The sequence below is a fragment of the Thermogutta sp. genome, assembly GCF_039793925.1.
In the GTDB taxonomy this organism is placed as follows: domain Bacteria; phylum Planctomycetota; class Planctomycetia; order Pirellulales; family Thermoguttaceae; genus Thermogutta.
In genome coordinates, this window is record NZ_JBAMME010000076.1 from 44,259 (window position 1) to 62,045 (window position 17,787).

The following is a 17,787-nucleotide window of genomic DNA, read 5'->3' on the forward strand; positions in this document are numbered from 1 at the left end:
TCACGCCGCCGCTTCACGGAGGGTTGTACCGCTCCCTCGTTGTGAAAGAACCATTCTATACTCTTTGCAGCACTGGCCAAAGGTAGAAACCACGCGGTTTCCAGCCGTCCCGGGAAGTTACCACATGGGGCTCCTCCCTGGTTCGCTTGTTTCAAGGCCAGTGATCTTCGTGTCGAATTCCCAAAAACTAATCAGCGTTGATCGGACTTGGGTCGTTTGGCTATCATACTGACTCTACTTGGACTCTTTGCCCTAAGCTTTTTATTTTAGCGGGACCGAGAAACTCCGTGCATGGGTCACAGCGTGTGGAGGACCGTGCGCGTGGGAGTGCATGCGACTCGACCCAACCAACTGGTGGAAGAGCAGGGCGTCTCCCGGACAACTGGAAAGATCGGCGAGACCAAGCCGCAGGGCCTGGTCCTAGGTCCACAATCGCAGGAAAAACGATTTACAGCAGTCCTGCCCTGGTTATTTGCTGCGACAATTCTTTCGATCTCATTTTTGGGGATCAACTCCCTTCCCATCGTAGGGGAGGAACCGCGACGAGGCCAGGTGGCTCGCGAAATGTACTGGGCAGGCGACTGGCTGGTACCCCGGGAACAGGGCCAGCTCTACTGTACGCGTCCACCACTCCAAAACTGGCTCATCGGGGCAATCGGTGTTTGCAGAGGGAAGTTCGACGTTTTCACAGTTCGTTTACCGAGCGCACTGGCACTTGTATTGGCCTCCGTCATTTGCTGGAGGATCGCCAGTAAACAGATCGGACCGGTAGCCGGTATCGTCGCTGGAATGGCCTATTTAACTATGGGTCAATCATTGACGATCGGCCAACTCGGAGAGACAGACTCGCTTTTCGCCGCTTTTCTCGGCGGTGCACTTTTGATGTGGTTCTCCGGCCAGAACAAGTCAGACGGAAAATCGAATTGGATTTCGGCTGGTTTTTTCGCGGGGCTAGCGGCGCTGACAAAAGGGCTGCAAGCTCCTGTTTATTTCATCCTATCAACTACAGGTTTCCTTTGGATTTCCGGACAACAAAGGCGCATTGTAAGCAAAGAATACCTCGCCTCGGTCGGGGCCATGGTACTGCCCATCGCGCTGTGGAGCATTCCATACTGCCTGACTGCGGGTTTACCGGCCACCCGGGAAATCTGGTTCGGCCAAGTAGAGGAGCGTCTCGCCACACGGGGACTTATCGCTCATTTCATATCTTTCCCCGTGGCAACGATAGGGGCCATGCTTCCCTGGTCTTGGTTGTTTCTGGCGTGGACAGACAAATCCTTTCGTCGCTGGGCGACCAGGCATCGATCTCTGATCACCTATATGACACTTTGTGTAACAGTCGGGTTTGCTAGCCTCTGGGTTGTCCCGGAAGCCAAAAACCGGTACCTTTTACCCCTTTACTTGCCCACCGCTCTTATTCTTTCGTTACCGTGGGAGTATGTTGCTGAGACTGTCAATGACTCGAAAAACTCTCCCTACATGCTACCGAAAGTTTTGGTCATTTTTCTCAGATTGCTTCAAGCCCTGGCAGTACTGGGGAGTGCAGCGGCAATTCTCCTTTGTGTTCCCAAGTTCTTTCCCATTTCAGCATATGAGTTCAAGGGAATTCAACTTTCACCTCTCCCAACAATTGTTATCTGTTTCTTGGCCATTCTGATGATTGTGTCAACGCGATTGACGCTGAAAAAAGCGACTCGATCCAACCTTGCTTTTTCTGCTCTGGCCATCGGACTTTTTCTAGGTTTGGGTCATCGGGTGGGAATTCTGTCCGTGCAGCGACAACTCCTTTGGTCGCCTGGCGAACAGATACAGGGTCTTGCTAGCGAGATACGGGCACCAGAAAAGTTGGTTAGCGTAGGTCCTGTTTCGGCTGCTTTTCGTTTCCATTACCCGTATTTCGTTCGACAGCTTCCCCGAGAAACGACAGTCGAAGGCCTGCCGAATTCTGTGTTTTGCCTCTCGGGAACAATGTACTCATCACAAGCCCGGGTTATACGGAAAAGCGGTCAACAGCTGGTTCAGTTTCCCTTGAGCGGTCGCCTGATTGTCTGTCCCCAACTCTCCTTTTGCTGGAAACCTTGGAAAGTCATCCCGCTCGGTCGTACCCCCACTAGAGATCCCCAACCGGTGGTCGTTGTCGGCGAAGCGCTTCCCAAGGCAGAAACAGAACCGTCATCCAACGTGGCGCCTGCCCGGGCTTTGGGAACGGATCGAGGAAGCCACCCTTAACACGGCACAACATCAAGCGGTTTGTCAGGGGACCTGAGTCCCTCCTCCTAAGGCGGGGAGCGTGAAAACCGGCATCTCACGATTGTAGCGTTTTTCCAGCTCCGCTTTGACCTGCGGCCCGCGTACATTCACGAAGTTGACAAAATCCCGAAGGGGTGCGAGGAGTGCGAGTGGCGAAAGCTGCTCGGGTAGCTGGTCGAGCATTTTGTCAGGCGGGGCACTGGCGATTTGCAAGGCGAGCGTCGAGCTGGCCTCCGACGCAAGCATCACGTTCCGGAATTTCTGGGCAAATTCTTCTTTAAATTCAGTTGCGAGCGGGTCCACGTCCTGTGGGTTGAGAGCGGCCACCTCCCGTTCCCAGGTCGCCAACTTCTCACCGGGATTCTGAATTCCGGCCCCTCCAGTGAGGATCGCCGTCAGGTCGAGGCCACCAAGAACTTTCATCGTGGCATCGCGCAATCCTTGAAGGTAGGCGGCTGTGGCTGCTCCCCTTCGAGCCAACTCTGGATTGATCACCTGGGGTTGAGGAGGCGGTTGCGCAGGGGCGACGGCTTGCTGCGGGAGTGCAACCACCGGCTGTGGAATGAGGACGGGACGCTGCCACATCAGAAAGATCACCACCACAATCAACCCAATAATGACCACCAGCGACAGTACGAAGAAACCTCCGAGAATAAACCACCAAATATGCCACGGGGCCTTGGTATTTTTGTCCTCAACAGCAGATTCCCTGCTAGGAGCAGAGACCGGTTGTTGCCGAAGATCTGCGCGCTCGATGCCTGACGACCCCTTGGCAAGGCCACTATCGAGAATTCCGCTTTCTTGCGATCCGAGATTCGAAGCACTGCTGGGCTTCCCTCGCGAGGCAAGCTGCCAAACTGCATGACAGTGAGGGCAGCGAACCCGTGTCACCAAACTCCCGGTCGGGAGCCTCGAAAGCTTGCCACACTGCGGACATCGGACCGCTTCTGAACCTCCTTTAGCTTCCATCGCAGCCCACTCCGTTTCCCGGGAAAGGGACTCACCGCTCCGACAACTCTCTGCCTATCATGATAACACCCGTTTGTTCGCGGAGTATCGCTCGCTCCGGAACGTGCCTCCATTTGCCTTCTTGGGAACAATCACGCGGCCCGGAGGACCAACCAGCAAACTCTCAGCCACCATCGCAAGCCATGTATTTACGATCCACTGATCACAGGAAGATATCTTCTCCAGCGACTGTCGTGCAGTATCGGTCCCGTCCCTTGGATACCGATTGGATAGATCTTGTTCCCCACGAGGCAACTTCAGCGCATGTCTTAAAAAGGTCCTGCAATAGTTGTTGATATGTCACACGATGGAGTCGGCAAAGCTCGTGGTGCGTTCGCAGAGCCACCAGGTATGTGGTGAACTGGGAACGACAGGAAATGGCTTGCTTGAACACAGCGAGAAGGGCTTCATGATAACGGGCACGGCGTTTCCCCGCCCTATGCCAGCGAGCGAGTTTGTCCCGCAACCCTTGCCAATTGACATGAACGGCGATGCGAATGGCGCGAAACGCTTCTCGGCCTTCTTCTGTTACTGGATTTGGGTCAATATTCGAGAATGCGCCCGATTCAAGGCAATCCAAAAGTCGCCTTTTGTCGCGCGCTGCCCGCTGCATCAGCCGAACGAAACGCATCGGTCGAAAACTCCCGAAGCCCGCCCATTTGAGGTCGCTCCAGACGTCGTATCCCAGGCTGCCATCCACGTATTCTGGATCAAATCGTGCCCGAAGATCAGTAGCCGCCCAGAACAGCGGTATCAGGAAATGGTCAAGCATGCGTCGCCCTTCTTCGAGCGATCCGAACACACGACCGAGCAATCTGGCCCGCTCGCGGAGGAGTGCTTCCCGGGCATTGCTCCCCATTTCCGCAACCCATGGTTCGTCCACTTCCTCCGGCCAGAGCAGTGCCTGGGCATTGAAATAATCAGTGTGAAAGGTACGGTTGAGGCAAATGACCGCCTCTCCCACTCGCATGGCAACTGCCCGAGTAATCAGTCGAAACCAGATTCTGGAAGAGATTTTCATCGGCAAGTCTTTGAGCACGTCCCAGAGCTGATAACCCGCCAGCTCGCGGACCCTTTCGAGGGCTGGTGCAGCCGATTGTTGTTCGTAAAGTTTGACATCGTTGGGATCAAAATAACCCCCGTTGTACCAGTCTTCCAGAAAGCGGAGGTCGATGCCCAGATAATATCGCTGGCGAGGCTCTGGTTGTGGGCGTGCGAGCGCGAACTGCCCCCAACGCAAAAACTTGATTCTCCCCCGCTCCATCGGGTCGTCCGGTAAACCTTCATCGCTGCACAACTCGGGAGGGCATTCCTTTGGATGAGAACGAAGGTGAACCAACGCCGTCCCTAATTCCCATTCAAATCGATAAACGCGATCCCATAGAGCCTCCAAGTGTTGGTCCTGGTTCCATTTCCGGTAGTTTTCCATTAGGTCTAGGTCGGCCGCCTGCGCTACATTGAGGAGCCGCGATTTGAAAAGGCTGGGGAGTAGCATGAGGAGCAGGCCGCCGGTAAGCATGCTTCCCCCCACGCAAAGTGGCATAATAATAGCCACCTGAGCGTCATAAGTACGAACGCCAGGTATGAAATTACCGAGATATCCCAATAGGGACACCAGTGCTGTAGCCAGCGTATATCGGAGACTCCGGCGGTAAAGAAAATTTCCCGCCAGGTAGAGGGCGTCCATCACACTGAAAAGGCGACAAGCAGCGGAAAGCCAGTTCATTCGTGAGGCCGACCTCCCACAACCATCTACGCCCCCGTTCGATATTTCGCCCCGACCCGATGTACCGGGGCTCTGCGGGCCCTCCATGCCGTCCATCAGCCACAAAGCACAGGCCCCAAAACTATCGTTGGTCGCGTTTCTTGAAACACCTTTTTACTATAACTGAATGTTGTTTTCATTTCACCTTTCCAATACGCCCCGTGCAGGCCATTTGCCTCTCGGATAAAAGCTTTGCTCCGCGCGTGGTATCCGCGTTCTATTTCTGTCGTTGCCGGTTCTGACGATCGGCTGCCGGTCTCAGAGCACTCAGAAAGGCCGGTTCCAGACTAGCTCAGAACGGCTCAAATGTCCAGCGAGATCCGACGTCCTGCTGCGGCACTTTCTTCGGCCTTGCGAATGGTACTCAAAGCGAAACGCAAATCGTCGATGTCGCTGGCGCGCTGCACCAGGCTGGTCGCTGCCCGATAAAACTGAAGAAGCAAACGCTCCTCTATTGGCCGTTCATGGTCAAGAAGTTCCTGATGGCGTCCTGCTTCATCGAACCACACGAGGGTCGTGGGAAGATCTACGAAAGCCACACCACGTTCACAGACCACCTGAAGCTCGGGCAACGGACGATAACTTACCGCTTCATGCCAGTGCGGCGGGATGTAACGTCCACAACTTATCTGCGCTGTTGGTCCCTTCCCAAGTTGCCCTGGTGGACTGAAATCAAGATTGAGCATCAGGTAGTCGAGGTCCCTTTTGTCCGGACAATGATGAAAAACCCCCATCACACTGGTAGCCTGTTCGCCTACCACAAAGCGACACCAGTCCACAAGCTCAACAAGATCGAGCCGAATAGGGTCAGCCGGGTGAGGCCCTGAGGTTCCGTTTCCCCTGAGATAGCGAGAGAGGCGCCGGTGGCAAAACAGAAGGCGTGGGGGCCCCAACCGTGTCGCGATCAATTCTTTGAGGCGAATCGTGGCGGGGGCGTACCGGCGGTAGAACTCTACCATGAAGGCCACTCCCGACTGCAACACGGCCTCTCGGAGTTCGGTGACCTCTTCCAGTGTCAAGAGCACAGAAGCTCCCAAATACACGGCCTTTCCGAATTCACAAGCCGCCAATACCGGCAAAGGTCCCAGCCACCGAGGATTGAGCACAAGAACGGCATCCACATCAGATCGCCGGCAGAGTGTCCAAAAACTGTCGTGAACGGCAAGACTCGCTTCCCGCGCTGCCATCCGCGCCCGCTGGGATACCGACTCGAATACAGCCACGAGGTTAAAGCGATCGCTGAGTACGCGGAGAGCAGGCAAGTAACGGCGCTCCCAACCTTCTCCCAGTCCAATGACTCCCAATCGCAGCTTCATCAGAGGTTATCCCTGATACCTGTGATCCAGTTTTCCGAATAATTTTCGTGATCTGTATTGGGTAACACTTAGCTCAAGTACCGGTTTCTAACGTGCGAAGCCAATGGAGCCAAAAATCTCAGAAATACTCACGAGACGACTTCTTGCCTAAAGCAGACTGCCGAGCCATGTGGGCCGATTTTGTTAACCCCGTTCCTAGCCATCACCTGAGTTCGTCGCTCTTTTACCCGGTTTGCAATTGGTCGATGTTGCGCCAACTTCGTATCAAAAGCGTGCACCGCCAGCGGGCACAACCAAGAATGTTCCCGCGCAGTTTCCCAAGTCGATGTCCTACGCGACGACTCACTATGCCAGATCCCAGAGTGGCGCAGAATGCTGTACCAAATACTCCATACCTGCATTCTTCGGTGCATCCGCAAAAGTGGGCTTCACCCCGGTGAACGCCAGGTTCGCCACCAGTTTGCCCTCCGGCGAGCGGCCCACAAGCCGGGAAACAAAAAGATCGCGGAGAACATATCGACCATCACTGTCCAAACCGGCCACCTCACTCACCTGCGTGATCTTCCTTGATCCATCTTCGGTAAATCGGGCAATCTGAATGACAATGTGAATCGCCGACGCCACCTGCGCCCGCGCCACGTACACAGGAATTTCTACATCGGACATGAGCGAGAGCGTCTCGAGTCGAATGAGAGCATCCCGCGGAGAACTCGCGTGAATGGTGGAAAGACTGCCGGAATGGCCACTCAACATGGCCTGGATCATATCCAGCGCCTCGCCACCGCGAACCTCTCCCACAATCACCCGATCCGGGCGCATCCGAAGAGAATTGTTGAACAGATGTCGGATTGTTAGCCCGCCGCGCCCCTCACGGCCGCCGTGTCTGGCCTCCAGATATATTGTGTGCGGCTGCACGAGACGCAGTTCAGAAGTATCCTCGATAACGACAATTCTCTCTTCTGGGGAAATGGCCCGCGATAAAGCTCCTAGGAGAACAGTCTTCCCAGTACCGGTCCCTCCAGAGATGAGGATATTCTTCCGCAACTTGACGCAAATTTCCAAAAATTCCTTGGCGATCTCGGACAGGGAGTTGAGTCGAACTAAATCCTCTAAGGTCATCGCCTCCCGCGTAAACTTGCGAATTGTCACGCAAGGTCCAATGCGAGAAGTTGGCGGAAGGATAGCGTGGACGCGCGAGCCATCGGGGAGACGGGCGTCCAGTACCGGGTGCTCAGCGTTGATTTCTCGACCAACCCACTGGGCCACGTTATTGATCGCAGAAATGAGGGCGTCTTCACTGGGGAATTGGGCATCCGTTTTTTGCAGCTTCCCCCCGCGCTCGATGTACACCTCGTACGGTCCATTGACCATAATCTCAGTCACGGTGTCGTCCAGTAAATAGGGCAAAATCGGCGCCAGAAAATACCGGGTGCTGGCCTCAAAAATGGCTTCCCGCGTCATTGATGGGTCCCCTCCAATCCGACACAAGACGGGCCTGGGGAAGACTAAATTCTCTCTTTCTCTCCCCTGTCGAATCTCGGCCGGCCTTCGCCCGATCTCCCCGTCCCTCCATGATAGCGGAAAACTTGCCCCACTAGCAAAGCGGTCGGAGTTTAGCAGATCATGAATTCGCCGTACGAGCGGCTCACATAGCAGATGGAACTCTCATTTCCTGTCGTTGCACGCTCCAGTAAAAAAAGCCGCTAACGCGAATCGCTCCCGTACTCGGATCGTTTTTTAGCGGGGACCATCGCGCCAGTTGAACACGAGGGCGGCCGGTACTGTTTTTTCCGGTCCACATCCCATCCCGGGCATTGAAAGCCAAAACCCGGCAGTGCTCATGCCTGTCCCGCGAAGGGAGCCGACGCTTCCGGTGATCGGTGACCCGGCTGGCACGATATTTTGACAAACGCTCACAATTGGAGCCGCTGAAGAGGGTCGGGAATCCCCCGAATTTACTACCAATTGCCGGTCGGCCTTGCCAAAGCGGCTCTTTTTGGTATGTTTATTAGCAAGAGCGTCCCCGTAGCGGGGCGGGGAACGTATCATACCTTGCATCCAATTGCCAGCGTAGCTCAATCGGCAGAGCACCGCATTCGTAATGCGGGTGTTGGGGGTTCGAGTCCCCCCGTTGGCTGTTTTCTCCTCACGAGGAGACGGGGCACAGTCCTTATGCCGTGGTCCAGACCTTCGCATATTCCAGTTCCCCCTTCTTTAAGTAAAAACTTGCCTGATTTTTCGGGCGAGAAGCTGCATTAGGACACCCAACGACAACGACAAGGACAAAAAAGATGTCGCAAGCGGCGTTGGACACTGACGTCAGGCAAATCGTTCTCAGCAATTCTCTGTTTGGCCCGCGGGAAGTTCAGACGCTGGCCAGCGCCATGGCGGAGGATCCCTCCCAGTACAAGGTGCTCCGCGACGCAGTCGCTGAATTGGAGCTCCGGGAAGAGACTCCCGCGAGCAATGTGCGGCTCGGCTGCTGCCTTTATCTGCTAGGGCGTTTCGAAAGCGCGATTTCCGTCCTTAAGCGTGGTGACAGCGGCGCACTCGCCCATTTTTATCTGGGGAAATGTTATTTAGCCACAGAACGATACGACGAGGCACTGGAGAGTTTTCGGGCTGCGAGGATCGCCGGTTACAACCCCGATGAATGTGCTCTCGGGGAAGTCGAGGCCCTCCGCGGGAAAGGTGACCTCAAAAGCGCGCTGGAGATCCTCGACCGGCTGTCTGGTTCGGCCACGGAGAGCGCCGAGTACTATTATCAGCGTGGTGCCACATTAGCAACTCTGGGCGCACCTGCCGAGGAGGTCGCCGCCCTCTATGAAAAGGCTATCCAGATCGATCCCAACCACGTGGGCGCACTTTTTGGATTGGCCTGGGAGAATGACCGTCATGGTAATGACGACGTCGCTCTCGACCTCTACCAAAGATGCGTTTCCCGATTTCCGCCGCACTTAGGAGCGCTTATCAATCTGGGGATCCTTTATGAGGACCTGGAACAGTACGAAAAGGCTGTTCGATGCTACCAGCGAGTGCTGGAGGCCTTTCCGGGTCATGAGCGAGCGCGGCTGTTTCTGAAGGACGCTCAGGCGGCTGGGCAGATCGTTCTTGAAGAGGACACCACGCGGCGTCGTGACCGCCTTGCCCAAATTCTCGCCACTCCCGTCACCGATTTTGAACTCTCTGTCCGCAGCCGCAATTGCCTCCAGAAAATGGGTATCATGACGCTGGGCGATCTGTGTCGCTGCACCGAACAGGACCTTCTGGCCAGCAAGAATTTCGGTGAAACAAGTCTCGCCGAAATTAAAGAGATGCTGGCATCCAAAGGGCTTCGCCTCGGGCAACTTCTTCCCGAGCGTGTAGGCGCTCCCGCCGCGGAAGGAGTTGGCGAGGAAGAAGAAGCCCTGCCGCCCGAGGAACAGGCTCTCCTTGCGAAACCTGTGTCCGAGCTGAATCTCTCCGTGCGTGCCCGGAAGTGCTTGGCCCGGCTGGGAATCAACACAGTCGGGGAACTCATCCGTTACAGCGGCGATGAATTATTGGAGTGCAAGAACTTCGGCGTGACCAGCCTCAACGAGGTTCGGGAAAAGCTGCGGGCTCTAGGGCTCAAACTTCGCGGAGATTGATTCCGCGGGCATACTCGCTGGGCTCGCTTGACCGACGGTTAAAAATTCGCCGCCTGCCCTATAATGGCTGTGTTTGGGTTAGCTTCGCGCTGATGCAGGTACAGCGACCGGATTTACGTTTGGACAAAACGCCGGGAACAGGCGATGCCGACTACGGCAAAATGGAAAATGAGTACCGCTGGCGAGGAAATCTTCTCGGTTGTCCACACAGATGCGCAAACGTTCGCCCGCTGCGGTATTCTGCGAACGGCCCACGGCGTCGTGCACACGCCCGCTTTTATGCCTGTTGGCACCCAAGCAAGCATCAAGGGGTTGCTACCTCATCTTGTTGAAGGTACCGGTACGGAAATCATTCTCTCCAACACGTATCATCTCCTTTTGCGTCCGAAACCCGAAACGGTTGCTGCCCTTGGCGGACTTCACCGTTTCATGGGATGGCACAAGCCGATCCTCACGGACAGCGGCGGATTCCAGGTGTTCAGCCTCGCTCAACTCACGCGGATCGAGGAACGTGGAGCCGTTTTTCGGTCCCATCTAGACGGTTCGGTGGTCGAGCTGACGCCGGAGCGCGCAATTGAAGTCCAAGAAATGCTTGGCAGCGATATCGCGATGGTCCTCGATCACGTCGTCGCCCTGCCCAACGAAAGGGCGATCATCGAGGACGCGATGGAAAGGAGTGTGCGCTGGGCCGAGCGGTGTCGAAAGACGCACAAAAGAAAAGATCAGTGGCTGTTTGCTATCGTCCAGGGAGGGCTGGAGCCGGACCTTCGACTTCGCTGCGTCGAAAAACTCGTTCAGATAGGTTTTGACGGATACGCCATCGGCGGTTTGAGCGTCGGCGAATCTCCCGTCGAAATGTACCGTACCTTGGATGTCGTGGCTCCTTCTTTGCCCGTCGATAAGCCTCGCTATCTCATGGGCGTGGGTCGTCCCATCGATCTTCTCGAGGGAATTGCTCGGGGCGTGGATATGTTTGATTGCGTGATACCCACACGCAACGGTCGAAATGCGATGGCTTTTACAGAAGCTGGGCCGCTTCGCATGCGCAATGCTTGTCATGAGCGGGATCCGCGTCCGATGGATCCCACGTGCCCGTGCCTCGCCTGCACCTTCAGCCGGGGCTACATCAGGCATTTGTTCATGGCTCGCGAAATGCTCGGCCCGATTCTTGTGAGCCTCCACAACATCGCGTTTTACCAACGGGTCATAAGGCAGGCGAGGGCAGCGATTCAGAGCGGCTCGTTCCGCGATTTTCTGGAGCAAAAGCGTGCCGCCTGGTCGGAGGCTGATCTGGAGGATGACGCGGGAAGATAAAGTGCTCCACATTAAAAATTTTCATTGGAAAATCTTTGTCCCATCTATCCGAGAGCACAATCTTCATTTTTGAGCCCGGGACACGGCGTTCTTCATTCGGTCTGAAAGAAATGACTCGTCCTGTGGGAGGGCCGCGTCAAAAATAGACGCGTGATTGTGAAGTGTCAGCCTTTGTGCGTCTTTTTTGACCGTGTAAACCCGCGCCATTTGTTCAACTTCATAACCGATTCGTTCCACGAGTTCTGGCGGCTCGAGTACTTCCGCATGGCGTCCGAAGCTGAGAATCCAGCGTTCGATTTCTTCGAGGCTTTCCAGGTCAAATTCCGCGATGAGGCTACCGTCTCGCTGCGGATGTAACTGCTGACTGGAGTGCCACCTGGCTTCACTCACATATCGGGCAACCTCTGCAGAGAAGCGAACACGGATATGATAATCGCCGTCACCCTGATACACCCCGAAGCTTCCGGCAAAATGCTCGTCCAAGCGAAAGTCCTCAGGCATTTCGAATCGGCGATCGGTCACCTCCGCCCGGATTATCCTGTTCACCTTCCAGTGTCGTATCTCTTTTTTCCCCGGAGACCATCCCACAAGATACAGGGACCCGCGATGGTACGTCATCCCGTAAGGATGGATTTCGTAGGTGGCCGGTTCGGTGGCTTTCAGTGACTGATATTCGATCTCCAATGCACGGTGATCTTCCAGTCCTATCATAATCTGATCGATAATTTCCGCCTGTCGCGAATAGTCACAAAAGCCCACACGGGTTTGATAAAAAGCTTGGGCCATTTTTTCGACATATTTCAGCGCTCGTTCGTTGAACATGCAGCGGATTTTATTGAATGCTCGCTGAGCGGCTGACCAAAAGATCGTCCCTGCCAGCGGTTCCATAAAACACCGCGCGACATGGAGGGCAATGGCCTCGTCATAATGGAGCGGCACTCCCTTGACCGTCAGATCCCCGGCCAGTTTCCATTTCTTCCTGCCATGTTCCACCACGGTTTCTTCCAGAGGGAATCCGGCCTCCGAAAAAGCATCCAGGTCTCGACGGACAGTTTTCTCGCTAACGCCTAACTCCTCGGCCAGCTCTTTCACCGTCACGCCGTAGTGACGGCTGGACAGAATTCGGAGCATGATCCACTGACGGACAAGCGGAGAGTGCTCGGCCATGTGCGACTCCCAGATATCCTTCGAGGTGATTCCCCATCCACAGCATCGTCGTAAGAATCGATAGACCGCTTCCATCATTCCGCCCCCGTGTTCGATTATAAAACGTGGCGACGTTCGACGCCAAAGCGTTTTTCAAACCCCGCTCCGTTTTTCTGGCGCAGACAACCGCACGATAGGCCGCGGCCGTCACCGGCCTTCTCATCGAAAGATTCCTCGCCTCACACGGTATCTGCGTCACAGAAGCCGGTTCCCACACCGCAATACCGGAGTCATAAATTCGGCCAGGCTCGAGAGGTTATTGGCACACTCAAATTTTCTCAAGCGAAAAGGCGGCCCGGCGCTGGTGGCGGCATTCGGGGCAGTGCCGCCGTTCTGCCCCAGGATCCCAGACGCCGGGCCATCCCCATTCACCGTCCAAAATTAACGCACGAGGCGTCCCTCCCAAGGCAAGTCTAACCAGCAGGTTGGACAAACCACGTCCAACCGGTGTAATTTTTTGTCAGGTTCCGATGGCGGGCTTTCGGGCGGGGGAAATTCAGAAAATGAGCTCGCACCCCCCGCCCCGCATGGCTTTGATCAGATAACCGGGAATGACGATGTCTATGCTTGAACCAGGGCAGGAAACCAAGCGAGCGGCCTCCGAGGCGCAATGTTCTTGTCGTCGTGTTGTCACCGACTTTTTTACAAACAGGCCGCCTTCTACTCGCCACGAGCACGATTGAGACGAGTCAACGGAAGCGGTTCGGGGCGTTCTTCCTCGCCAGTCATGTGATACGGAAGACGATAAACGACTTCAGCTTCTTTCGTGCAAAAATATAGACATGAGGGCGAAAACGTGTCCGGATTGCCGTCCGCCCAAAATGCGTAGAATCCTGGATCCGCGTTCACTGGTCGCCGAACATAATTGTGGTTGAAAGGACTCCGCTCCGTAAGCTGCCGAACCATTGTCCAGCTACGACCTTGATCTTTACTGAGCGAAACGGCAATCTCCCCACCCGCACCAATCGGCTGTGGTCCTGGTTGGGTCGGACCGATAACCCGCCAGCCATCCTCCTCAATATAAAGTGCTCCTGTACTGTAATTGTGATTGGCCGGCGTAATTTCAGAAAACTCCCAGGTCTTGCCGTTCCAATGCGCTGTGGTCCACCACCGAGGAGCCCCTGGAGGTCCAGGCTTGTAGCTGGCAGAAGTAACATACAGAATTACCGGATGTCCGTTGTGATCTAAATCGATATCATGAATATACACTAAGCGATGCTCACTCTCATAATGACGGACCAGGGCATTGTTAACCGGATCGGTCAAGGGAACTTCGATTGGGTCGCCCTGGACGTTTTTCCATGTTTGCCCCAGGTCCTCTGTTTGCAGGTAATAAAGATTTGTGCGCCGATCGACGTTTCCCCCGAAATGGTAGTTAAACGCGGTAAAGACGAGATGCTGTCGCTGCCAACTTGTCTGGTAATGCCCACCCATCGCGGCAAATTTGACATCTGGAAGCCAGTCACGACCATCCAGGCTGCGACTGAAGTACAGCTCGCGGCCTCGTGTATATTTTGTAAATAAAAACAAAAATCCCTCGCCCGGGAACCACCATGGCTGCGGATAGGTGAGCTCGCCTTCTCGAACGCGCTCGAAGTCATCGATGCAATATGGCTTGCAGCTTTTATAAATATAACCTGGGCGACTCCGTGCTCTCCCGCTGATAAATACCCAAAGATATCCCTGGTCATCGACGGCCAGCGCCGCATTATCATGGGGATCATCCACCCCACCCTTGTCGTGTACTATCACCGGTCGTGGGACCGTCCCTTTTTCGTGATCGTAATAGGAAATCATATTGAGTAAATGCCGTTTGCCGTCCTTAGCACCGCCATAGACAAAAAACGTTTTTTTGACCTGAGGACAATAAACGGCAATTGGAACATGGTTGGCTGTATATGTTCCGAGCCCCCCGGAATACTTGTCTCCCCATTCAGTTTTCTGACCAAGCGTGAACCAGATACCGCGATAACCAGTCTCTTTCTCGGCACCCAATATCAGCGTGCCGCAATAGATGGCAAAAACCAAAAATATTAAGCCGGTCTTGCCACCAGGGAGAAAATGATGTCCTGGGCTTTTCATCATCGGACCATCCCTCGTATATGACGCTTCCGCATAAGCGCAAAGACTTGCGCAATCAATCTGGTTCTTCCCGTCCCGATGCAACGATATACTCGATGCCTCGCTCATAATCTGGATAAAGAAAAGACATCTGATATCTGTCAATCAGGCGCCGGTTACTGATGATTCGCACCGGACGTGCTGATCCTGCTGCCCGGGTTAACCGCAGGGCTTCCTGTGATGATGGAGAGAAGGTGGGCGGTGGCAAGCCAAGGCATTGACAAAGTTTCTCATAAAACTGCCGTCGCGTGACCGGGCGTCCATCCACGACGTTGACCACCTCGGGAGGCTCTGCAGCATTAGCCACAATGACGACGGCGCGGGCGGCGTCGTCTGCAAATATCAAGTTTAGAAGTGCATCCGGATCGGTGGGGAGCGGCTGCCGAGCGCGAATGTAACGCAGAAGTGGCAATCGGCCGGGACCATAAATCCCTCCCATTCTCGTGATGACGGCCTTATCCCTCCACGCAGGCGCAAGAAGGAGATCTTCCGCCTCCGCCAACGCTTGCGATGATTCACGGAGCGGTTTCCTGGGCGTTGACTCATCAACGACTTCGGTATCAGAGTCCCCGTACACCCCGGTTGAGCTCACGAGAACAATTCGCGCGGTTCGATCGCCCCAACGGCTGAGCACAGTCCTTAGACCGTCACGATACAGAGCAAACCGTGAGACTTGACTTTGACCGCCGGGGCCAACACTATAGACCAGCGTGTCACAGTAGGGAACATCGGCCAAAGTGGGCGGATCCAAAACGTCGGCGATAATCGGTTTTAATCCTAGCTCGGCCAGCGTGCGCGCCTTTGCCGGGGAGCGCGTCACTCCATACACTTCGTCTCCCTGCTGCTGCCACAGCTTGGCAATGCGCAGCCCTACATATCCGGTTCCCACCACAATGCGTCGAGCCATTCGCGTGAGCATTCCCTCGCAATTTAGGACTGCTCATTCGTTGTCGAGGGACGGATCGTCCAAAGGTGACGGCGACCAGGATGGCGGGGCGTCACCCCGTTTTAGAATGGCCAGGTAAGAACTGAGAATAATCTGTGCGGCGAGTTTGTCCACGCGTTTTTGCCTCTCCTTGCGACTGAAATTTGCCGTTCGCAGCCACGTTTCTGCTGTCTGGGTGCTGAACCGCTCGTCCATATAGACGACCGGTACACGGGTGACTGACTCCAACCACTTTCCAAATTCTCGCACCTCCAGCGATACCTCGCTTTCCGTCCCGTCACAATGGACAGGCAACCCCAGGACGAAAAGAACAACTTGTTCCTGCTGCACAAGTTTCTGAAAATAAGCCGCATCCTGCACAGCCCCCCGTCGCCGATAGACAGACCAGGGAGTGGCCAGTACCCAGCCTGGATCACTCAACGCGATCCCAATCCGCGTCTTACCGTAGTCCAGTCCGGCAATACGTCCCCGCTCGGGGAGCGGCCTTCTTTTTAGGCTCTCTTCCTCGCGTTGTTCGTTTGCCGCTTCGTTATTCATCATTTTCTTTTATATTGCTGCTAATCAATATCCTGGAGCTCCAGGACGCTTTTTCTGGACCCACAGATAGTAATCAAACAACTTCAACTTCGACGCGGCTTCGCGATCCAGGAATGCGATCGTATCGCGATGAAGTTGTAAAGCGCTGGCCGTCACCATACTCGTCACCGGCCCTTCGATGGCGGCCGCCACCGCATCTGCCTTGGCAGCGCCGTGCGCCAGCAGGATGATTCGCCGCGCCTCGAGAATTGTGCCCACTCCCATGGTGATAGCATAAATCGGTAATTCTTCACCCTCATCAAAAAGATCCTTAATCTCCGCCAATCGTCGTTCGGATAATGTCTTAATTCTCGTCCGCGAACCAAGGGAACTGCCCGGTTCGTTGAACGCGATGTGCCCGTCTGTCCCAATTCCCAGAATTTGCAAATCGATCCCACCGCACTCTTTGATCCGCTGCTCGTACCAAGCACAAAAAGCGCGGTAATTTTTTGCCGTACCAGACGGCATATAGATATTTTGCGGTGAAAGATTCACATATTTAAAGAAGTTCTCGTGCATGAAATAGTACTGGCTTTGTGGGTGATCCTTTCCCAGACCGACATATTCATCCAGATTGAAGGTTGTCACCTGAGAAAAATCGAGCAACCCTTCTTTGAACATCCGCACAAGTTCCCGGTATAACCCAATGTGGGTGTTGCCCACAGCCAAGCCGAGAACGGCGTTTGGTTTCGCATTGAGGACACTGGCGACAGCCTCGGCAGCCGCCCGACACATTTCTTCGTAAGTTTCTTTGATGACTACTTCCATGATCCGTCTCCCTCAACGGATGAACCCGCCGCGAACCTTGACCCCGGTCACTCCTCCAGCGAACACAAGCACTTCCCGTCTATCAACCAACTTGCCGGACAGTCTCTCACTCATTCCACTTTTCTGCTAAGTCTCATATAGGCCTGCGTTTGACTCTGATCAAATGCTCCTTCATGATAATATTACTTGAGTGTCAGGCCTACATGGGGCTTTGTCAAGCTGATGGAACCGCCTGCGCCACAAGGCAACTTGCAGCCTCATCAACTCTGTTCGGAGGCGTTCGCTCTTAGGGGTTCAGGAAGAATTTAGGCAAACAGGAGGACAGAGATGACAAGCACCACCGCGCCGTCGCGGCCAGCCGCCTTGGTCACCGGGGGATCCCGGGGAATCGGTGCAGCAATCGCGTTGAAGCTGGGGGAACTGGGATATCATGTCTTCGTCAACTATGCCACACGGCCTGATGCCGCCGAGGCAGTCGTCGCGTCTATCATAGGAAAAGGGGGATCTGCGGAAGCTGTCCAGGGTGACGTCGGAAGCGCCGCGGACCGCGACAGAATGAGCGCTCGTCTTGAAAACTTTGGTCGCTGGGACGTGCTCGTCAACAACGCGGGGATTACCTCCGTGGGCAGAAGGGATATCCTGGAGGCCACCGAGGATAGCTGGGACCGCGTTTTCGCCACCAATCTTAAAGGCCCGTTTTTCCTTTCCCAAGCCGCCGCTCGCAGGATGATTGATTTCATCCGGGCGGGAAGGCAGGAAAAAGGGTACATCATTAATATCTCTTCTATTTCTGCGTTCGCCGTCTCAACAAATCGGGCGGACTACTGCCTGACCAAAGCCGCAATGCACATGATTACACAGCTCGTCGCCCAGCGACTTGCCGAGGAA

At 54.9% G+C, this 17,787-nt stretch carries 13 protein-coding genes and 1 tRNA gene; 5 read left to right on the top strand and 9 right to left on the bottom strand.

The window, feature by feature from the left end; all coding sequences use genetic code 11:
* Positions 1–321: 321 nt before the first annotated feature.
* Positions 322–2,229 (top strand): glycosyltransferase family 39 protein, encoded by a 1,908-nt coding sequence (locus ABJK56_RS02570; RefSeq protein WP_347243101.1) that lies wholly within the window; start codon positions 322–324, stop codon positions 2,227–2,229.
* A 24-nt stretch (positions 2,230–2,253) separates the two neighbouring features.
* Here ABJK56_RS02570 and ABJK56_RS02575 read toward each other — a convergent pair whose 3' ends face one another.
* From ABJK56_RS02575 to ABJK56_RS02590, 4 genes are all read right to left on the bottom strand, one after another.
* The gene (locus tag ABJK56_RS02575) at positions 2,254–3,141 is read right to left on the bottom strand and encodes a hypothetical protein (RefSeq protein WP_347243102.1); all 888 of its coding nucleotides are present in this window, start codon (positions 3,139–3,141) and stop codon (positions 2,254–2,256) included.
* 280 nt (positions 3,142–3,421) lie between these two features.
* Complete coding sequence (locus ABJK56_RS02580; RefSeq protein ID WP_347243103.1) at positions 3,422–4,984, bottom strand: hypothetical protein; 1,563 nt, start codon at positions 4,982–4,984, stop codon at positions 3,422–3,424.
* Positions 4,985–5,325: 341 nt separating this feature from the next.
* Positions 5,326–6,339 (bottom strand): Gfo/Idh/MocA family oxidoreductase, encoded by a 1,014-nt coding sequence (locus ABJK56_RS02585; RefSeq protein WP_347243104.1) that lies wholly within the window; start codon positions 6,337–6,339, stop codon positions 5,326–5,328.
* Between the two features lie 345 nt (positions 6,340–6,684).
* Positions 6,685–7,800, bottom strand: a complete 1,116-nt coding sequence (locus tag ABJK56_RS02590; RefSeq protein ID WP_347243105.1) for an ATPase, T2SS/T4P/T4SS family — start codon at positions 7,798–7,800, stop codon at positions 6,685–6,687.
* A gap of 603 nt (positions 7,801–8,403) precedes the next feature.
* Here ABJK56_RS02590 and ABJK56_RS02595 point away from each other — a divergent pair.
* The 3 genes from ABJK56_RS02595 to tgt all read left to right on the top strand — a co-directional run bounded on the left by ABJK56_RS02595 (position 8,404) and on the right by tgt (position 11,282).
* Positions 8,404–8,476: transfer RNA gene (locus tag ABJK56_RS02595), tRNA-Thr, on the top strand.
* A 154-nt stretch (positions 8,477–8,630) separates the two neighbouring features.
* Entirely contained in the window at positions 8,631–9,968 is a 1,338-nt protein-coding gene (locus ABJK56_RS02600; protein WP_347243106.1) for a DNA-directed RNA polymerase subunit alpha C-terminal domain-containing protein, read from the top strand.
* Positions 9,969–10,136: 168 nt separating this feature from the next.
* Positions 10,137–11,282, top strand: coding sequence for a tRNA guanosine(34) transglycosylase Tgt (gene tgt, locus ABJK56_RS02605; protein ID WP_347243107.1), 1,146 nt, complete (start codon positions 10,137–10,139; stop codon positions 11,280–11,282).
* Between the two features lie 63 nt (positions 11,283–11,345).
* Here tgt and ABJK56_RS02610 read toward each other — a convergent pair whose 3' ends face one another.
* The 5 genes from ABJK56_RS02610 to nagB form a co-directional block, all read right to left on the bottom strand.
* Entirely contained in the window at positions 11,346–12,449 is a 1,104-nt protein-coding gene (locus ABJK56_RS02610; protein ID WP_347243108.1) for a WYL domain-containing protein, read from the bottom strand.
* A 699-nt stretch (positions 12,450–13,148) separates the two neighbouring features.
* A complete protein-coding gene (locus tag ABJK56_RS02615) occupies positions 13,149–14,573 on the bottom strand; it encodes a BNR-4 repeat-containing protein (RefSeq protein WP_347243109.1) in 1,425 nt (474 codons plus the stop codon).
* Positions 14,574–14,625: 52 nt separating this feature from the next.
* A complete protein-coding gene (locus ABJK56_RS02620; RefSeq protein WP_347243110.1) occupies positions 14,626–15,516 on the bottom strand; it encodes an SDR family oxidoreductase in 891 nt (296 codons plus the stop codon).
* Between the two features lie 33 nt (positions 15,517–15,549).
* Positions 15,550–16,095: a Holliday junction resolvase RuvX gene (gene ruvX, locus ABJK56_RS02625; protein ID WP_347243111.1), complete on the bottom strand. Its 546-nt coding sequence runs from the start codon at positions 16,093–16,095 to the stop codon at positions 15,550–15,552.
* A gap of 21 nt (positions 16,096–16,116) precedes the next feature.
* Positions 16,117–16,899 (bottom strand): glucosamine-6-phosphate deaminase, encoded by a 783-nt coding sequence (nagB, locus tag ABJK56_RS02630; protein ID WP_347243112.1) that lies wholly within the window; start codon positions 16,897–16,899, stop codon positions 16,117–16,119.
* A 327-nt stretch (positions 16,900–17,226) separates the two neighbouring features.
* Between nagB and ABJK56_RS02635 the strand changes: the two genes are divergently transcribed.
* Positions 17,227–17,787 (top strand): SDR family NAD(P)-dependent oxidoreductase (locus tag ABJK56_RS02635; RefSeq protein ID WP_347243113.1); only part of this gene is annotated, 561 nt, incomplete at its 3' end.

Bases quoted from the DNA above. Each gene is read 5' to 3' on its own strand.
- ABJK56_RS02580 (WP_347243103.1), bottom strand. From the start codon at position 4,984: ATGAACTGGCTTTCCGCTGCTTGTCGCCTTTTCAGTGTGATGGACGCC.
- ruvX (WP_347243111.1), bottom strand. From the start codon at position 16,095: ATGATGAATAACGAAGCGGCAAACGAACAACGCGAGGAAGAGAGCCTA.
- nagB (WP_347243112.1), bottom strand. From the start codon at position 16,899: ATGGAAGTAGTCATCAAAGAAACTTACGAAGAAATGTGTCGGGCGGCT.
- tgt (WP_347243107.1), top strand. From the start codon at position 10,137: ATGAGTACCGCTGGCGAGGAAATCTTCTCGGTTGTCCACACAGATGCG.
- ABJK56_RS02590 (WP_347243105.1), bottom strand. From the start codon at position 7,800: ATGACGCGGGAAGCCATTTTTGAGGCCAGCACCCGGTATTTTCTGGCG.
- ABJK56_RS02615 (WP_347243109.1), bottom strand. From the start codon at position 14,573: ATGATGAAAAGCCCAGGACATCATTTTCTCCCTGGTGGCAAGACCGGC.
- ABJK56_RS02620 (WP_347243110.1), bottom strand. From the start codon at position 15,516: ATGGCTCGACGCATTGTGGTGGGAACCGGATATGTAGGGCTGCGCATT.
- ABJK56_RS02600 (WP_347243106.1), top strand. From the start codon at position 8,631: ATGTCGCAAGCGGCGTTGGACACTGACGTCAGGCAAATCGTTCTCAGC.
- ABJK56_RS02585 (WP_347243104.1), bottom strand. From the start codon at position 6,339: ATGAAGCTGCGATTGGGAGTCATTGGACTGGGAGAAGGTTGGGAGCGC.
- ABJK56_RS02610 (WP_347243108.1), bottom strand. From the start codon at position 12,449: ATGGCCGAGCACTCTCCGCTTGTCCGTCAGTGGATCATGCTCCGAATT.